Source organism: Paenibacillus sp. 01T422, from assembly GCF_056398785.1.
This window is the reverse complement of sequence record NZ_JBFTQB010000025.1, coordinates 1-16,256: the sequence shown is the minus strand read 5'-3', so window position 1 is coordinate 16,256 and position 16,256 is coordinate 1. Positions and strand designations below refer to the sequence as shown.

Genomic DNA, 16,256 nt, shown 5'->3' with positions numbered 1-16,256 from the left:
GGATCAAAACGGCTGTATACATGCTCAGGCACTCGGCATTAACGGTGACGGAAATATCCGATTTCATCGGGTACAATGACCCGTCATATTTTTATCGTGTGTTCAAAAGATTGACTGGACTAGTGCCAACTGATTTGGTCTCTGACCGCGAAACCGTCCGAAAATAGCAGCAATTAGCCTTCGATTACATCGTTCCGCCGCCACGACGCACTTCAGGCGGGATCTTTTCAGGACCTTTATCGATATTCTGGTAGATGAAAGTGCCAACGCTGGCTTCGTCAAACTTGGCAAGCTGCATCGTCTTCGTCCAAGCGGTTACGACAACCTCTTTATCGCTGGGTACATCTGCATTAGCAACAGCCAGCACACCAGCGCCCGCTTGCTTGAAATGACTTAAATATTCGAGGCGATCCTTGAGCTCTTGAGGTGCATCTGGATGGTAATAGATGATGATATCGCCGTGCTCCAAATTATGGACAAGCATCGCATACGTAGGTCTTTCCTTGTAAAATCCGAACTTCAAATCATGCGGACTGTGCGTGCCAGAAGTTGGGATTTTCATCTCGTAGGTCAGCATGCCCTCATCGTGACCGCGCCCGTAATCCTTATCCGTCGTGACCTCGATAGGCGCGTTGTAATTAAGCTTTTCAACGCTATATTTATTGGACGAGGATTGGATCAGAGAAGTTCCCAAAGAGCAGACTGCCAGAATCAAAAGGGTATGGGAGAGAATCATCCATGTCTTGCGCTTTTTTTGCAGAGCTTGTTTCTCGACTTTTTTCAGCTTGCTCGTGTTCGCTTTGTTCGTCTTAGCGGCAAGCACATAACCTATGATGGCCAAAATGAAAAGGGCTGCCCCTATATAAAGCAAAATTGCAGTAATATCCAGTCCGTTCTGCATGGTGGAATTGTCCATTTGATATGAGCTCCTTTATATTATAATCCGTCATACACTACATATTGTAGTTTCGATGGGGACAAGAAGTCAACTTCTATGTAGAGATAACGTTTTCGGCATGGGAAAAGAAGGAATTTACCTTGCTAATGTTGAATCATGTAACAAAATGTCTATTTTTGTAGAAAAAGAGGAGGGATGACCAGATGACGGCACAGATGCTGGAACTACATAAAAGAAATGGATTAATGGTGAAGCTATTGTGGGCATGTTTGGTGTTAGGAGTGGGAACCTCCTATAAATCCATGGGAGTTGTAACGACACTGCTGGCTTTTGGAGCGCCTATCGCGCTAATTTGTACGTTGCTGATCTGGAGAAAAATCGGGGTCACATATACCAAGTATATCATTGCAATAGGGCTTAATGTGATTTCATATTTCTTTATGACGCATAATACCACACTATCCAGTATGCTTATCTTGTACTTAAGTTTAGCACTGGTCTCCTTGTATATGGATTATAGGCCGATGTTACTAAATGGCGTGATCGGAATCATTAATTTGAACTACTTCTTTTCCACCTTGTCAGGTCCAATTGACTACATTGCGATCAATGCTTTTTATGTGCTAACGATTGTTGCGCTTATTGGTCAAGGTCAGATAGGAAGCAGATTATTGAGACGTGTAGCCCAGAGCGCTCGAGAGTCTGAGGTGTCACGCATGAAGACGGAAGAGGTTCTGACAGGTGTCCGTACGACAACAGAGACGCTGGGAACTTCCAGTAATACGCTTCATGAAAATGCCTCCGTTACCGGCAGAATCACAGAAGAAGTCGTTGCGGCTTTCCAGGAGATCTCCATCGGTATTGAATCTCAAGCAACTTCCATTACAGACATTACAACGGCTATCCAAGAAGTGAATGAGACGGTGGAGATGACCTCTTCCGCATCGGACACGATGAGCAGTAGATCCCGGGATACAGCCCGCATGACGAATGAAGGCAAGAATCAAATGGAAGATTTGACGCATAAAATCAAGGATATTACCGTGATCGTGACGGAAACGTCGAACATCATGAATGAAGTGAATGAAGAAAATGTGAAAATCGGTAATATCGTGACAATGATTGCTGACATTGCCAATCAAACGAATCTGCTATCGCTCAATGCATCCATCGAGGCTGCTCGAGCTGGGGAACATGGCAAAGGTTTTGCCGTGGTTGCTGGCGAGATTCGGAAGCTTGCGATGAACGCACACGTTGCTTCAACGGATATCTCAGAGATTCTGGGCTCTATTCAGCAAAAGGTAGAAACAGCAGTAGAGAAAGTGGCAGTCGGCAAAATAGCAGTAGAATCGGGTAGAAAGTCAGCCGAAAGTGTTGATCAGCTGTTCGAAGTTATTAACACGAATACCTCTGAAGTCATGGAGCAAGCAGAGAATTTGCAGCGCATGAATCAACAATTGCAAATGTCCTCCCAGAAGGTTGCCGAGGAAATGACATCCGTGGCAGCGATAACCGAAGAGTCTGCCGCATCCGTGCAGCAAGTGCTTGCTAGCGCAGAAGTGCAGCAGAAGCGGGTGGAAGATATAGTTGACAGCATCCGTCAGTTGTACGGATTGACCCTTGATCTAAAGCTTTTGATTGAAAAATAATGAAAAATAACGAAAAATAATTTCTCTGAAGGCATTGCCAAATATCGGTTAATCCGCTACAGTTAAGCCAAATGAATAGCAACACGGGTGCTTGATGAAGTCAGGCTGAGATAGTGGCCCTATGCCACTGACCGTTAATCTGATCTGGGTAATGCCAGCGTAGAGAATTCACACAAAATTCTGCACTAATTTTATGCCTGCCGCATCCCGGTAGGCTTTTTTTGTCGTGTTCGCCTATCTCATTTGACAAATTGTATCTAAGAAAAGGAGTGGGAAGAAGAAATGGCACAAAAAGAAACAGGGGCAAAAGGATTAAAATTGACTGATATCTTGGTCACAATCGTGATCGCGGCGGTATTTGGGGTGATTTACCGCATATGGGGTCCGATGTATGACCTTCTGAAACCGATCGGTCTTCATGCCGAACAGTTAAGCTACGGTATGTGGTTCATGGCGGCTACATTTGCTTTTCTGGTTATTCGTAAGCCAGGCGTAGCATTGTTGGCTGAGGTTGCAGCCGCGACGATTGAAGCTCTTTTTGGAGGTTCATGGGGGGTATCGACACTTGCGTACGGCATTCTTCAAGGGCTTGGCGCAGAGCTGATTTTCGCGCTTTTCTTGTATCGTCGGGCGAATGTGAGTGTAACAGTGCTTGCGTCTTTCGCATCCGCAGCGCTTTCGCTGCTGGTGGATAAATATTATGGCTATATTGATCAGCTAACCTTTTGGAATTATTGCTTGTTTATTGGGCTTCGTCTTGCTGGCTCTGCCATCATCGCTGGCGTATTCGCTTATTACTTGGCTAAAGCACTGGCTCGCACGGGAGTGCTTAACTTAGTTCGTCCCGTTTCAAAGAAGGATTACGATGTACTGGGGTAATGCGTGATGAGCGAGGCAATCGGAGTTACCAATCTGCGGTTAAAATATCCCGGTGATGAGGTTCCCCTGTTATTTCAAGGGGTTTCCTTTTCGGTGATGCCAGGGGAGAAGGTGTTGCTGCTTGGGCCAAGCGGCTGCGGCAAATCGACGCTGCTGCAAGTGCTGAGCGGAATCGTCCCCGATATTATCGAGATTCCGCTTAAGGCGGATAGGCTTGTCACGCCAAGTCGCTGGGGGTATGTGTTTCAAGACCCAGACGCTCAGTTCTGCATGCCGTACGTGGATGAGGAAATCGCTTTTGTTCTGGAAAATAGGCAGGTCCCCCGTGAGGAAATGCCAGCGCGCATCGCGCATTATCTGAGCTTGGTTGGGTTGCAGCTGGAAGATGCTCATACCTTAATCAACCAACTGTCACAGGGGATGAAGCAGCGATTGGCGATTGCAAGTGTTCTTGCTTTGGAGCCGGAAGTGCTCTTTCTAGATGAGCCTACGGCGTTATTGGATGAAGAGGGCACTGGGCTTGTTTGGGAAACGATCCGGTCCATTAGCGCTGACAAGACCCTAGTCATTGTGGAGCATAAAATCAGCGGCATTCTCGATCTCATCGACCGTCTGATTGTCATCTCTCCAAACGGGGAGATACTGGCTGATGGTATACCCCAAGTCATCTTTGAAAGGTACAAGAAACAGCTTGCCGACTATGGCATTTGGTATCCGGGCGTCTGGGACGGCTTCCACATGGAACGCTTGAAGGGGAGTAATTCGGCTGTGGAAACTGATGCCGAGAATTGGCAGCCGATCCTGTCCCTTCGCGATTTCACCGGGCTCCGCGGCGGACAGATCAAGACCTCTGTGGATAACTTGAGCGTATATCCCGGCGACTGGATCATGATCATCGGGGCGAACGGCGCCGGCAAAAGCTCACTCCTACTCGCCATAATGCGGCTCATCCCGACCAAGGGCAGCTGCTGGATCGACGGCGTGAAGGGCAATAAAATCGAGCAGATCGCGCAGCAAGTCGGCTTCGTGTTTCAAAACCCTGAATTCCAATTCGTGACGAATTCGGTKGAAGAGGAGCTGCTCTACTCCCTGCCGGAGGCGGAGGAGGGGAAGGGGAAGGGCGCACAGCAGGCTGCTCTGGAGGAGCTGCTGGTGCAGTACGATCTGCTCGCGCTGCGCAAGCGGCATCCGTTCCAGCTCTCGATGGGCCAGAAGCGCCGCTTAAGCGTAGCTTCTGCGATGGTCCGCCGCCCACGTATCCTGCTGCTGGATGAGCCCACCTTCGGGCTCGACGCAAGCGGCACGATGCGCATGCTGGAGCAGCTGGAGCGGCTGCGCGCAGGCGGGACAGTCATCGTGATGGTGACGCACGATGAGGAGATCGTCAAACGCTGTGCCACGCGCGTGTGGCAGGTTGAAGCCGGTTGTGTGCAGGAACAGTCTCCGACTTTCGCAGCCCACACTAAGGAAGGAGCACCGATGGTATGCAAATAACGTTCACGTATCGTGAAACCTGGCTGCATCGGGTCAATCCAGGAGTGAAGCTTGTCCTTTCGCTGCTTCTATTTGTTCTTGTTGTATTCACGCATAATCTGAATACCATGATGTACCTAACAGCGGGCGCGCTGGTGCCGCTGTTCTGCTATTCAGGCCAGCCGCTGCGCCGTCTGCTGTTGTATGCTTCGCCGTTCCTGCTCATCTTCATCTCTTCTGCGGCGGGGATGATGATGTTCGGCAGCGGGGACACGGAGTGGTTTCGTCTCGGATTCATCCGAATCACGGAGGAAAGCTTTTATCGCGGACTGCATCTGGGGTTCCGCGGTCTACAGGTCGCGGCTGTCGGCTTGCTGTTCAGCTTAACGACGCGGCCGGTTGCCCTATTTTATGCGCTGATGCAGCAGTGGAAGGTGGCGCCGAAGTACGCCTACAGCTTCCTTGCCGCTTTGCGTATGCTGCCTCTTATGCTGGAGGAATTCCAGACGCTGCGCTACGCGCTTAAGGTGCGCGGCAGGAAGCGGAGAGGCCGCTGGCTAACGGGCTGGTACACAACGCTGCGCATGTATGCCATTCCGCTCCTTGCGCAGAGCATCCGCCGTGCTCACCGAACAGCCGTTGCTATGGAAGCGAAGCGTTTCTCCTCCCATACCAAACGAACTTATTATTATCAATCAAGCTATTCAAAATTAGATATTTATTATCTGATGTACTGGCTGCTTCTCGTTATGTTTGCGTATTGGGCGGGCACAGCATGGCCAATCTGGGATGCATTTGACGTACGATAAACGAAAGACGGCTAGGCTATTTACCCCATTTGAGCGACAATGTCACCTCACAGCAAGGGATGTCATTTGTTCGCGGATCAATAGTAAACTTAACGGAGCTAGGTGAGTAGTTAGTCATAACAGCAGATTTAACGCCGAAGGAGTGGACAATACGGTCCACTTCTTTTTGATTTCCTTGCTGAGCATATGTCATTAACTCATGAGCGATGGCGGGTTCAGCTAGCTTTTGGATGAGAAGGGAAGCGTCCTTGAGCAGATGATTAGAAGACGTAATCGAATTGGCAAGTATTTTAGAATCAACGTTTGGATAATCACGGGGGATGGTCGTATTCATAGATAAATGGGGGTAATGCTGCTCCCAACCTGCCCAGACTTCTGGCTGATCTTGCTGCTCATTTAAGCTATAGGATCGATAATTGGGGGAAGCAGAGACAGTCGGGGAATAAGGACAGAAGCGCTGTTGATGAAAATAATAAGTAGGGTAGTTGTACATGGGACGAACCCCTTTTCTTGAGAAATTGAGCTTACGTGCGCATTAGCAATATATGTAAAATGGGCATGTTGGTGCATGAACGGCGCCAAACGCAAAAAAAGGCCACCCAAAGTAGAGAAACTACTTCGGGCAGCTCATTTTGAAAGTCTGATTAGTTGCGGTTTAGTGTTACATAGCTTACTGCTTGTTGGCCGGATGGAGCTACAATGGATAATTCAAAAGAAACGACGTTTCCTTCAACGTGAACCATTCCATTGTCGCCAACCTTTACAGTACCTACTGGGTTGACTCCGTCACCTTTTATAGCTTTAGCGACAATAAGTGTGCCTAGTCCAAAGTTGTAATCTGCAATCTCAGTGTTTTCGTATTCGATACCAAAATTATCTGTTAGAGTAAGATCCATTTCTGTATATGGATTAATGTCAGCTGTGTAGACGCCGTTACTAACCGTCATGGTTTTCTTGATGGAAGTTTCATCGGCTTTAATTTGTTTCACACTAATCGAATCATTAGTAACCGTTACTGGCACGTGCAATTGTTTGGAATCATTGTTACCAATTTTGACAGTCACAGTGACATCTGCTGTACCAGCTTTGTTGCCGAGTACGTAAGCGTGGTGGTCAGTAGTAACACCTACTTTAGCAATACCAGAGTTAGATGAGAATACGGACTGAACAATCCCTGGAACGGCAACAATGTCGCCGCTAGCGTTTTTCACTTGAATTTTGATTTCTTTGGCAAATTTACTTTGTGTAGGATCCTCGGCAATCGCCTTAGTGATCGAACCAGTTGCTGAATCTGTCAGCCCGCTATCGATTACAGCTGCCAACGTGTAGTTATCTTCAATAGAAACGTTGCCAGTGTCGACAGGAGCTACGCTGAAGCTTCCAGTAGCTGTTTTGATCGTAGATGCATCAAGTCCGCCTAGTGTTACTGTATAGTCACCCACAGCTAGGGCTGCGTCAACAGTAAGTGTTGCTGTAAGGCCATCTGTCGACCAAGTCGTTTTTGCAGGAACTGTTGTAGTACCATTTTTAAGCGTGAATGTTGCTGTGGCTGTGTCAACTTTTTTGTTCAGTGTAACTAGAACTTGTTTATTATTGTCGGATGAAGCTTGAACTTTTGTGATCGAAATGAGTGTTTCGTTGTCTTTGTCAAAAGCTTGCTGTGCAACGTAAGAACTTGTTACAAGGTCAGCGCGGTTAGCAGCTTGATCTCCGGATTTTCCAGAAGGATGAATGCCAAGGTCTGTTGCCTGTTTTACGGCATCCGCGTACCATGGAGTACCTGTTACGGAAACTGTTTTCCCTAGTCCTTTAAGAAGTAAAGTATCCAGCTGACCAGCAGTTACGGAATCACTAGGAACGAAGGTTGTGTCAGTAATACCGTCGATAAGTCCGGCTTTTTTCGCAGCTTCGATGTAAGGAATTGCCCAACCGTTAGCGGAATCGTCCGCATGAACATCGGTAAAGCTGGACACCTTAACAGTAAGATCGACAGGAATGTCATAGATAAGCGTTGCTACTTTTGCAAATTGTGCACGAGTCATATTTTGTGTAATGCCGAATGTGTCGTCGGACACGCCTTCGAATATATCGGATGCCAACATAGCATCGATTTTGGCTTTTAATGCAGCATCAACACCAGCCAAATCGGTGAAATCAGCACTCGTTTTACCAGCGGCAGAAGCAGGGTGTGTTACGACAGCGGAAGTCAACAAAGAGAAAGCCATAGCAGCTGTCGCGATCATCGTTAATTTTTTCATTTAGATGTAGTACCTCCTAGGTATATATAGTATGAAACTATGATTCTAGCAATTAATCTTGTTTCGTTCTGTGCTATAACTATAGCTTGCCTGATTGTCTATGTCATTGTCAAATTCTTGGCAGTTGAAGAACGAGAGTGCTAAAAGTGAACGATAGTCCGCTATTTTTTCACTTTCTTCTAACATAGACGTCAATTCGGCTAAAAAAGTTTCTGTAGTTCTGCTAAGCTTCCCAAAGAAATTCTCACTAGATACCAAGCCTGATGGAGTTGGAGATTCCCCCGACCCGTCAGGTTTTCTTATTGTCTTATTGTCCTATACCATTATTTTTGAATGACCTGTATGTTTGCTGTTGCAGTATCGTTCATATCACAATAGACTTAGAGTAGGAATATAATGAAGTGTAATTTCAAAGAGTGGAGTGGGAGAAACATGGAATTAAAAGAAGCAATTCGCAATCGCCGGAGTATCGGGAAAGTGAAACAAGACCCTGTTGACAAAGCGCTGATTGAAGAAATATTGGAAGCAGGCACTTGGGCGCCAAACCATTGCCATACAGAACCTTGGCGGTTTTGGGTGATGACGGGCGAAGGTCGTGGCCTTCTAGGAAAGGGCTACGCTGAGGTAGCGGCTTCTGAAGCCGATCCAGCATTGACCGAGGAAGAGTTGGCTGTGCTGAAAGGTGCTCAGATGAAAAAAGCATTCCGCGCGCCGGTAGTCATCGCCGTGGCCGTTACACCTTCGGCACAAGCCGTTGTGCCGGAGATTGAAGAATACGCGGCTGCACATGCCGCTGTACAAAATATGCTCCTGACCGCGCACATGCTCGGTCTAAGCTCGATCTGGCGGACGGGTGCGCCGACCTATCATCCGAAGATGCGCGAAGCCTTCAGCCTTGGCGCAAAAGAGGAGCTCGTCGGGTTCGTCTATCTCGGTTACCCAGACATGGCTCCGCCGAGAGCGTCGCGTACCCCATTCGCGCAAAAAACGCTTTGGGTCAGCGAGTAGCGTTCTTCGCTGAATAAATAACTGTAAAAAGTGCAGCAAATTCCCCGTGCTTCTGCGATTTAAGAGGAAATCATGTAATTCATACATCAAATCTTCGGTAGAATGCCCAGTTTGGGGCAATTTGACGGAATTAGATGTAGGTTTTACATGATTTGGCCTTGAATCGCCGGCGCTGGCTGAATTTGCTGCACTTTTTGCATGTAAACAAACCCTCCATGTCCACAATCATCGTGGACATGGAGGGTTTGGTCTTTTAGTTCTTCAACGCAACCGCAATCTTCGCGGCGGTTTCGGCATTGTGGTACACCAGCGCGATATTCGTCTCCAGGCTGCGACCTTCGGTCAGCTGTTTGATGCGCGCTAGCAGGAAAGGCGTGACCTTCTTCCCGGTCACGTTCTGATCTTTGGCTTCAGCAAGCGCCTGCTGGATGAAGCTTTCGATCTCGACATGGTCCATGGCGGATTCCGCAGGGACCGGGTTGGCGATGATGGCGCCGCCGGCAAGGCCCAGCTCCCACTTCGTGCGGAGCATGGCCGCAACGTCGGCTGCCTCATCGAGGCGGAAGTCTACGCCGTAGCCGCTTTCGCGAGCGTAGAAGGACGGGAACTCGCTCGTCTTGTAACCAACCACGGGAACGCCGTGGGTTTCCAAATATTCGAGCGTGCGGCCAATATCGAGAATCGACTTCACGCCAGCGCAGACAACGGCAACGTTCGTCTGTGCCAGTTCAGTCAAATCGGCGGAGACGTCCATCGTCACTTCGCCTTCACGGTGAACGCCGCCAATGCCGCCGGTAGCGAATACTTCGATGCCCGCAAGCGCAGCGCCGATCATTGTGGCTGCGACTGTTGTCGCGCCGATTTGGCCCGACGAGAGGATATAAGGGAAGTCGCGGCGGCTGACTTTTTCCACATGTGCGTTCGTCGCGAAAGCTTCGAGCTCCTGATCGTTTAAGCCGATTTTGATCTTCCCATCCATGATCCCAATCGTAGCTGGAACGGCACCGTTATCGCGAATGATTTGTTCAACCTTTTTGGCCATTTCGATGTTTTGCGGGTAAGGCATCCCGTGAGAAATGATCGTGGTCTCTAGAGCCACGACAGGTTTATTGTTTGCCAAAGCCTCTTTAACTTCATCAGTAAACGTTAGGTAAGTTGTATTCATAATAGGGTTTCGTCTCCTTTTGTCAGGTGAAGTAAGGTTTGTTGCAGTCGTTCTTCCGTCAGCTCGCTCGCGACAGATTGGTCGGTTTGAAGCGTAATATGAGAAGCGGCGAGTCCGTAAACGCAGGATTCCATATAAGTGGATTGCCGCATGACCCCGTAAGCAATACCGGCGAGAAAAGCATCACCTGCTCCCGTGACCTCTACGACATTGGTCGGAATGGGTGGGAAAAGCCGCTCGCCTTCCTCACCAGCGTACATCACGCCTTGGCTGCCAAGGGTTATGAAGACGTGCTGGACGCCGCGTGCGCGGATTGCTCTTGCAATCCTGCTGTAATCGTTGTTGCTGTTATCGGACGCGATGCCTGCTAGCTGACAAGCTTCCTCCAAGTTAGGGAAAATCGCCGTTACACCATGCAGTGCTTGCGGGAGTTTCTTGGCTTTTTCCGAAGACACGGGATCGATAAATAAGGGCAGGTTTTCTTCCTTGCACCGATTAATCAGCTCGGCAAGTGTCTCAGCGGGTAAATTCGTATCCGCAATGACGAGCCTAGCAGAGGCCACATGCGGCCACTTGTCCCGCAGCAGGGCAGGCGTACATTTATCGTAGATGTCCATATTTGCAAAAGCGAGAAACATCTCGCCTGTCGCGTCGAGCAGCGCCGTGTACGTCCCTGTGTTCTCGCCCTGGAGTACGATGGCTTGACTGACGTCAACGCCGCGCCTCCGCGTTTCTTCTAACACCCATTGGCCAGCCTTGTCATCGCCAACAACCGTGAGCAGCGCCGTTTGACAAGCTAGGCTCACCAGCGTCTCTGCGATATTGCGGGCAACGCCGCCGCAGGATTCCGTCACGGTGACTGGATTCGAAGAGGCTAGGCGAATGGCCTGCTTGCTAGTCGCTTTGCTGTCTAGGTTCGCACCGCCGATACATATGACCGTATTCGCATCCGAGGTCACGTAAGCGCGTCCGCGGATCGTCCCTTTCTTGGTCAGGGCAGCGATGTATCCGGCGACAGCAGATCGGGATATGCCGATGATGCTGGCCATTTCATGCTGAGAGATGAATGGATTCTGACGAATGAGCGCTAAAATTTGCTGTTCACGATCCATGAAATGGCTCCTTTCGATCGTTGACTACTTCTAGTTTATTATAGCTATAGACAAATGTCCAATGGTAAAACATTTGTCTATTAAGCGTTCGCAAATGAAAAGGAGCCTGCTTCCCGAGACCGGGGTACAGTGCTCCTTTAATCGCTTATTCTGATTAAGAAGATTCCGAACGGCTTCTGATGCCGAGCAGCCCTAGCAGTCCCAGCAGACCGATATAGCTCCATCCGCCCCAGCCCTTATCCGCGTTGTCCTCCGTTTGAACCATCAATGCTTTCATCGAGGTTGGCGGTGTAAGTCCATATGCCGCGGCATGTTGATTCATATCCGTAGTCATATGCAGCCTTGTATCTGCGCCAGGCATACCGAATGGATTTGTCTGATAAAAAGTGGGTGAACCTTGCTTGGCCGCTTCCCAGCTTTCAGCATGGGATATCATTTGTTGATTACGCGGATGCTTCCGATATTGATGAGCCCCAAGCAGGACGGCAATGCACAGAAAAGAAATTAAAGCTAGTTTCACAAATCGGGGGAACATGTTCCATACCTCCAAGCACTTCTTAAATAGTTGCCTGTAAATGCAGGTATGCTTATTTTCTCCCATGGACGAAAACTTATGTATAAACAAATTAGGACACTATTATTGATTAATGAATTTCTCAAAATGAAAAGCAGGCGAGTGTTATAACTAAAAAAAGGCTACCCTTAAGTAGAATCATCTACTTGAGGATAGCCCTATATTGTTATTTAGTAACCGTCACTTGAACCGTTGTTCTCATGTTAGAATACGTCACCGTGATTCTCGCAGTTCCTTTGCCGGTTGCTTTGATGATGCCGTCTTTCACATCCGCGATCATGATATTCGACGATGTCCACAAGGCTGGCTTCGTGACATCCTCTTCGGATCCGTCCGTGTATGTGGCTAAAGCTTTAATGTTGGCTGTGCTGCCTTCTTTGAGCTCGACTTTGACTACATCGGTTTTCAAATATTTCAAGGAGTCGATTTCCACTGGAATGGCAACCATTTTACCGCCGAAGGATCCGGTGATTGTCGTTTTCCCTGAAGCTGTTGGTGTGAAAAGTCCATTAGTAACGGTACCCAGCTTATAGGAGCTGACTTTCCATGTCGCGGATTCCGTGACATCCTTGGTTGTGCCGTTCGAGAGCGTCGCGGTCAATTTTATTTGAACTTGATCGCCTCTTTTGGTAACGATGAAAGTMTTATCTGCAACTAGCCCTGCAACTACGCCGATTTCTACCGGAATGGAAATATTTTTGCCGCCATAAGTTGCTGTAATCGTTGCTTTCCCTCGTGATACCGGAGTCACAACACCTTTGGATACTAACACAATCGCGCTATTGCTTGTTTTCCACTCTGCATCGTTGGTAACTGTACGCGCTGCACCTGAGGAATCTGTAGCCGTCAGAACGATAGTACGTGTTTCATTCATATCAAAAACTAGATTAGCTACATTCGCCGTAAGATCGCTTGCCATATCGATTTGGACAGGAATAGTGACTGTTTTGCTGTCTAGTTGAGCTGTTAATGTAGATTCTCCAGAAGCAATAGCTTTCACGACTCCACCATCAACCGTCGCCGCTTTCACATTGCTGCTGGTCCAGATCACATCGGAGGTAACATCTTTCTTCGTATCATCGGTATAAAGAGCTTCAGCCTTCAAGTTAACTGAGTCGCCTTTTTTCATAATTAGCTTCTCTTGGCTAATCGTAAGGGTCTTCAAGACGCCTACAGACACTTGAATGACTGCTGTGCGTGTTCCATATTTTGCGGTAATGGTCGCTGCTCCGGTCGCAAGACCGAAGATCTCGCCGTCCCGTGCTTCGGCAATATCCTTGGAGCTGGTTGTCCACTCGGCTTTGCTCGTCACATCAACCTCACGACCGTCTTTGAAAGAGGCCATTAATTTGATTTTGTCGGAACCGCCGATCTGTAGGTTAACGGTTTTCTTGGTTGGTGTAATGATCGTAGGGATATCGACTTCCACTTTCGTGGTCGTTGTTTTGCCGCCGTATTTCGCTGTTATTGTAGCGACACCGGCTTTGTAAGTCGTGACTTTTCCTTTGATGACGAAAGCAACATTCTCATCGTCCACGCTCCACTCGGCGCTATCCGTAACGAGATCGCTTGTGCCATCGGCATACGTAGCGTGAAGGACAAGGAGCTGCTCTTGTCCTGTTTGCAAGGAAACAAGATCAGTATCTACAACCAAGCGGCGTGGAACTTCCACGTCTATATTGGCTACAACGGCTTTATCGCCGTATTTCGCGTAAATCTTCGCTTCGCCAATCGCAATCGCGGAGAGTTTTCCTTTTGAAACTTGGACGATATCCTCGTCACTGGACGCCCACTCGGCGCGATCTGTGATATCTTCCTTTTTCCCGTCAGCATATGTAGCGGTTAACTTCAATTCACCAGCAGCATTTTTCTTCAGAAGCAAATTCTGCTTATCTAATTCAAGTTTAAGGGTGCTGTCTACGTCAACGGTAATTGTTGTAGATTTAGTGCCGTAAGTTGCCGTTAAGTTGGCCGTTCCCACACTATAGCCCGTAACTTTACCTTTGATAGCGTCAGCAACATTGGCTTTATCTGTTGTCCAAACAACTTTTTCTGAGACGTCAGCAATGTCACCGTTCGGATAAGTTGCCATAATTTTAATATCTGCCGTTCCGTTCAGTAGCAAAGATACGCTTGTGCTCTCAGCGTCAATACGTCGAACAACCTCAACATCGACAGGCAGGGTTAGTGATTGATTCATATATTTGACCGTTACAGTTGCACTGCCCGGATTCTGTCCCTTAACCAAACCATTCGTAACAGTAACGATGGAGCTTGTATCAACCGTGTAATCGGCTTTATTCGTCACATCCTCGGATGTGCCATCATCATAGTAAGCAGTAATTAAAAGTTGATCTGTGGCATTCAGACGCAGCTCGAGAGAGCGTTTGTCTGTCGTTAACGATTTTACTTTTTTGCTTACAGTGACACTCACGATCTCGGTTTTACCCATATAAGTAGCGGTAATAACGGCTTTTCCTTCTTTTTTGGCTGTCACTACACCTGCATAGACAGAAGCAACATCTGTCGTGCCGGAGTTCCAATCCGTTTTGACCGTTGCATTCTCGGTAGATCCACTTACGAAAATAGCGGTTGCTGTTAGATTGGCAGTATCCCCAACTTGCAAAGCAAGCTCATTCTTGTTCAGGACGAGTTTGGAAATCTCATCAGCGGCAAAGGCGTTTCCTGCGACTAAAGATTGACTGGCTAAAATGAAAATGAATACCAAGGATAACCACTTGCTGTGTCTAAACCTCACGTTAATAATCCCTCCGATATCGTTCCGTAATAAGTTATGAATGAAAAACTGGGAACCTAATTAGTATCGGATATAAATGGAACGAAATGAATAGCTGTCACAATATCTACCGAATTTTAACCTTGGGATGATAAATAATGTTTCATTTTTTTGTAAAACAACGAAAAACAATTAATAAAAATAAAATAAATAATATTTAATTGTGTTTATTGTTAACTTTTTGAATGACCTGTATATTTAAAAGCAGATTACTTATGGGGAGATGAGAAAGTGAAGAAGATCAGGTTTATGAGCATCGTTGGAAATTTGAAAATTAGCATGAAAATATTGGTGTTGAATGTTTTGGCAGTCGTTTTCCTCATCGTCCTGACGGTGACGAGCTTCTTTTTTCTCAGTGATATCAACAAAAAAGCGGAAAAGATGTACCAAAGCGACTATTTGCCAACAACCTGGATTAATGAAGTGGAGAGCAACGTTCATACCATGAACGACAGGCTCCTGGAACATATCTTAACACCGGATAGCCACTATAAGGACGTCCTGGAAAATGAGATCAACAAAACTCGTATAAAAACCAGTCAGTTATTGAAAGATTACGAAGTATCCCTGGAGGGGGAGCCTGTAGGGACATTATGGATGTCCAAGTTAAAAGGGTCGTTAATCTCCTATGAGGAAGATCAACGAAAAGTGGAGGCTTTGTCGGCATCAGGGCAGACGATAGAGGCTTATCAGTACTATAAAGGGCACATCAAAAGCAAGATGGAAGACATCGGCGGGTACATAGACAGCTTGCAGCAGGACAGGCTGGAAACTTCGGAGGCACTAAACAAAGGACGTAATAAGCAGTACCATGATCTGATCTGGATATTGATCATATCTTCGATTTGTGCGATCGGCATTTTTTATGTGATCGGCAGATGGCTGTCTTCGCTTATCGTCAGACCCCTGCATGCCATGCAAAAGCTCATGGCCGAGGCGGAAGCAGGCAATCTTTCCATATCATTAGATGGCGCTGTTTCGAATGATGAAGTTGGGAACTTGCAGCGTTCGTTTCAATCCATGTTAATCAGCCTGCGGGCATTTATCAGGAATGTTCAACAAGGCGCGCATGTCCTCACACAGCAAGCTGAGCAGTTCGCGAGCAATGCCGAGCAAAGCAAGCTGGCTGCGGAAACGATTGCTGTATCGACAGACTCCTTGTCGCAAGGCATCCAAGAGCAAGTAGCGATCGTCACTGAGACGTTATACACCATTCAGGTTGTGAAAGAGGAGATGGCTGCTATTAGCGGAGACAGCCGTGATATGGCGCAGCTAGCGGAATCCGCAGCAGATGTTTCATTAGCGGGAATGGACGCTGTAGGGAGAATGCGGGAGCGGATAGGACTCGTTTCTGACAAAGTATCGGCGGCAGGAACTATTGCGAACGAACTGCGCTACAGCTGCGGTCAAATAAGCTCGATCATTCGCGTTATCACGGAGATTGCGAAGCAAACCAACTTGTTGGCTCTGAATGCTGCCATTGAAGCAGCTAGAGCAGGGGAAGCAGGCAAAGGATTCAGCATTGTAGCGGGAGAGGTGCAGAAGCTGTCCGGACAAACGAATGATGCGGCGAAACAAATCGCAAGTCTTCTGCATGAGATTGAGGGCAAAGCAGGAGACGTGGATAGGGCGAT

Annotated in this window: 14 protein-coding genes and 1 riboswitch; of the genes, 7 read left to right on the top strand and 7 right to left on the bottom strand. The window is 47.7% G+C overall.

Features of this window, described 5'->3' with window-relative positions:
• Positions 1 to 2: 2 nt before the first annotated feature.
• The gene (locus tag AC1DUA_RS02780) at positions 3 to 167 is read left to right on the top strand and encodes a helix-turn-helix domain-containing protein (protein ID WP_477498281.1); all 165 of its coding nucleotides are present in this window, start codon (positions 3 to 5) and stop codon (positions 165 to 167) included.
• A gap of 17 nt (positions 168 to 184) precedes the next feature.
• Here AC1DUA_RS02780 and AC1DUA_RS02775 read toward each other — a convergent pair whose 3' ends face one another.
• Positions 185 to 916, bottom strand: a complete 732-nt coding sequence (locus tag AC1DUA_RS02775) for a DUF3105 domain-containing protein (RefSeq protein ID WP_477498280.1) — start codon at positions 914 to 916, stop codon at positions 185 to 187.
• A 185-nt stretch (positions 917 to 1,101) separates the two neighbouring features.
• On the opposite strand from AC1DUA_RS02775, the gene AC1DUA_RS02770 reads away from it, so the two are divergent.
• The 4 genes from AC1DUA_RS02770 (at position 1,102) to AC1DUA_RS02755 (ending at position 5,708) form a co-directional block, all read left to right on the top strand.
• Positions 1,102 to 2,547, top strand: coding sequence for a methyl-accepting chemotaxis protein (locus AC1DUA_RS02770; protein ID WP_477498279.1), 1,446 nt, complete (start codon positions 1,102 to 1,104; stop codon positions 2,545 to 2,547).
• Positions 2,548 to 2,620: 73 nt separating this feature from the next.
• Positions 2,621 to 2,730: riboswitch (TPP riboswitch) on the top strand.
• Positions 2,731 to 2,829: 99 nt separating this feature from the next.
• Positions 2,830 to 3,426 (top strand): ECF transporter S component, encoded by a 597-nt coding sequence (locus AC1DUA_RS02765; RefSeq protein ID WP_477498278.1) that lies wholly within the window; start codon positions 2,830 to 2,832, stop codon positions 3,424 to 3,426.
• 6 nt (positions 3,427 to 3,432) lie between these two features.
• On the top strand, positions 3,433 to 4,920 hold the full coding sequence (locus AC1DUA_RS02760; RefSeq protein ID WP_477498277.1) for an ABC transporter ATP-binding protein: 1,488 nt from the start codon (positions 3,433 to 3,435) through the stop codon (positions 4,918 to 4,920).
• The gene (locus AC1DUA_RS02755; RefSeq protein ID WP_477498276.1) at positions 4,911 to 5,708 is read left to right on the top strand and encodes an energy-coupling factor transporter transmembrane component T family protein; all 798 of its coding nucleotides are present in this window, start codon (positions 4,911 to 4,913) and stop codon (positions 5,706 to 5,708) included. The genes AC1DUA_RS02760 and AC1DUA_RS02755 overlap by 10 nt, the downstream gene beginning before the upstream one ends.
• A gap of 16 nt (positions 5,709 to 5,724) precedes the next feature.
• On the opposite strand, the gene AC1DUA_RS02750 is transcribed toward AC1DUA_RS02755, so the two are convergent.
• A complete protein-coding gene (locus tag AC1DUA_RS02750; RefSeq protein ID WP_477498275.1) occupies positions 5,725 to 6,201 on the bottom strand; it encodes a YuzC family spore coat inner layer protein in 477 nt (158 codons plus the stop codon).
• Between the two features lie 151 nt (positions 6,202 to 6,352).
• Positions 6,353 to 7,966, bottom strand: a complete 1,614-nt coding sequence (locus tag AC1DUA_RS02745; RefSeq protein WP_477498274.1) for an S-layer homology domain-containing protein — start codon at positions 7,964 to 7,966, stop codon at positions 6,353 to 6,355.
• 396 nt (positions 7,967 to 8,362) lie between these two features.
• On the opposite strand from AC1DUA_RS02745, the gene AC1DUA_RS02740 reads away from it, so the two are divergent.
• Positions 8,363 to 8,974 carry a nitroreductase family protein gene (locus AC1DUA_RS02740; RefSeq protein ID WP_477498273.1) on the top strand — a complete coding sequence of 204 codons (612 nt, stop codon included), beginning with the start codon at positions 8,363 to 8,365 and terminating at the stop codon, positions 8,972 to 8,974.
• Between the two features lie 253 nt (positions 8,975 to 9,227).
• Here the strand turns inward: AC1DUA_RS02740 and AC1DUA_RS02735 are convergent, their stop codons facing one another.
• The 4 genes from AC1DUA_RS02735 to AC1DUA_RS02720 all read right to left on the bottom strand — a co-directional run bounded on the left by AC1DUA_RS02735 (position 9,228) and on the right by AC1DUA_RS02720 (position 14,583).
• Positions 9,228 to 10,139 carry a pseudouridine-5'-phosphate glycosidase gene (locus AC1DUA_RS02735; RefSeq protein ID WP_477498272.1) on the bottom strand — a complete coding sequence of 304 codons (912 nt, stop codon included), beginning with the start codon at positions 10,137 to 10,139 and terminating at the stop codon, positions 9,228 to 9,230.
• On the bottom strand, positions 10,136 to 11,251 hold the full coding sequence (locus tag AC1DUA_RS02730) for a carbohydrate kinase (RefSeq protein ID WP_477498271.1): 1,116 nt from the start codon (positions 11,249 to 11,251) through the stop codon (positions 10,136 to 10,138). The genes AC1DUA_RS02735 and AC1DUA_RS02730 overlap by 4 nt, the downstream gene beginning before the upstream one ends.
• A 154-nt stretch (positions 11,252 to 11,405) precedes the next feature.
• Complete coding sequence (locus AC1DUA_RS02725; protein WP_477498270.1) at positions 11,406 to 11,786, bottom strand: hypothetical protein; 381 nt, start codon at positions 11,784 to 11,786, stop codon at positions 11,406 to 11,408.
• 205 nt (positions 11,787 to 11,991) lie between these two features.
• Positions 11,992 to 14,583, bottom strand: coding sequence for an Ig-like domain-containing protein (locus AC1DUA_RS02720; protein ID WP_477498269.1), 2,592 nt, complete (start codon positions 14,581 to 14,583; stop codon positions 11,992 to 11,994).
• Positions 14,584 to 14,853: 270 nt separating this feature from the next.
• On the opposite strand from AC1DUA_RS02720, the gene AC1DUA_RS02715 reads away from it, so the two are divergent.
• On the top strand, positions 14,854 to 16,256 hold a 1,403-nt coding region (locus AC1DUA_RS02715), incomplete at its 3' end, for a HAMP domain-containing methyl-accepting chemotaxis protein (protein WP_477498268.1).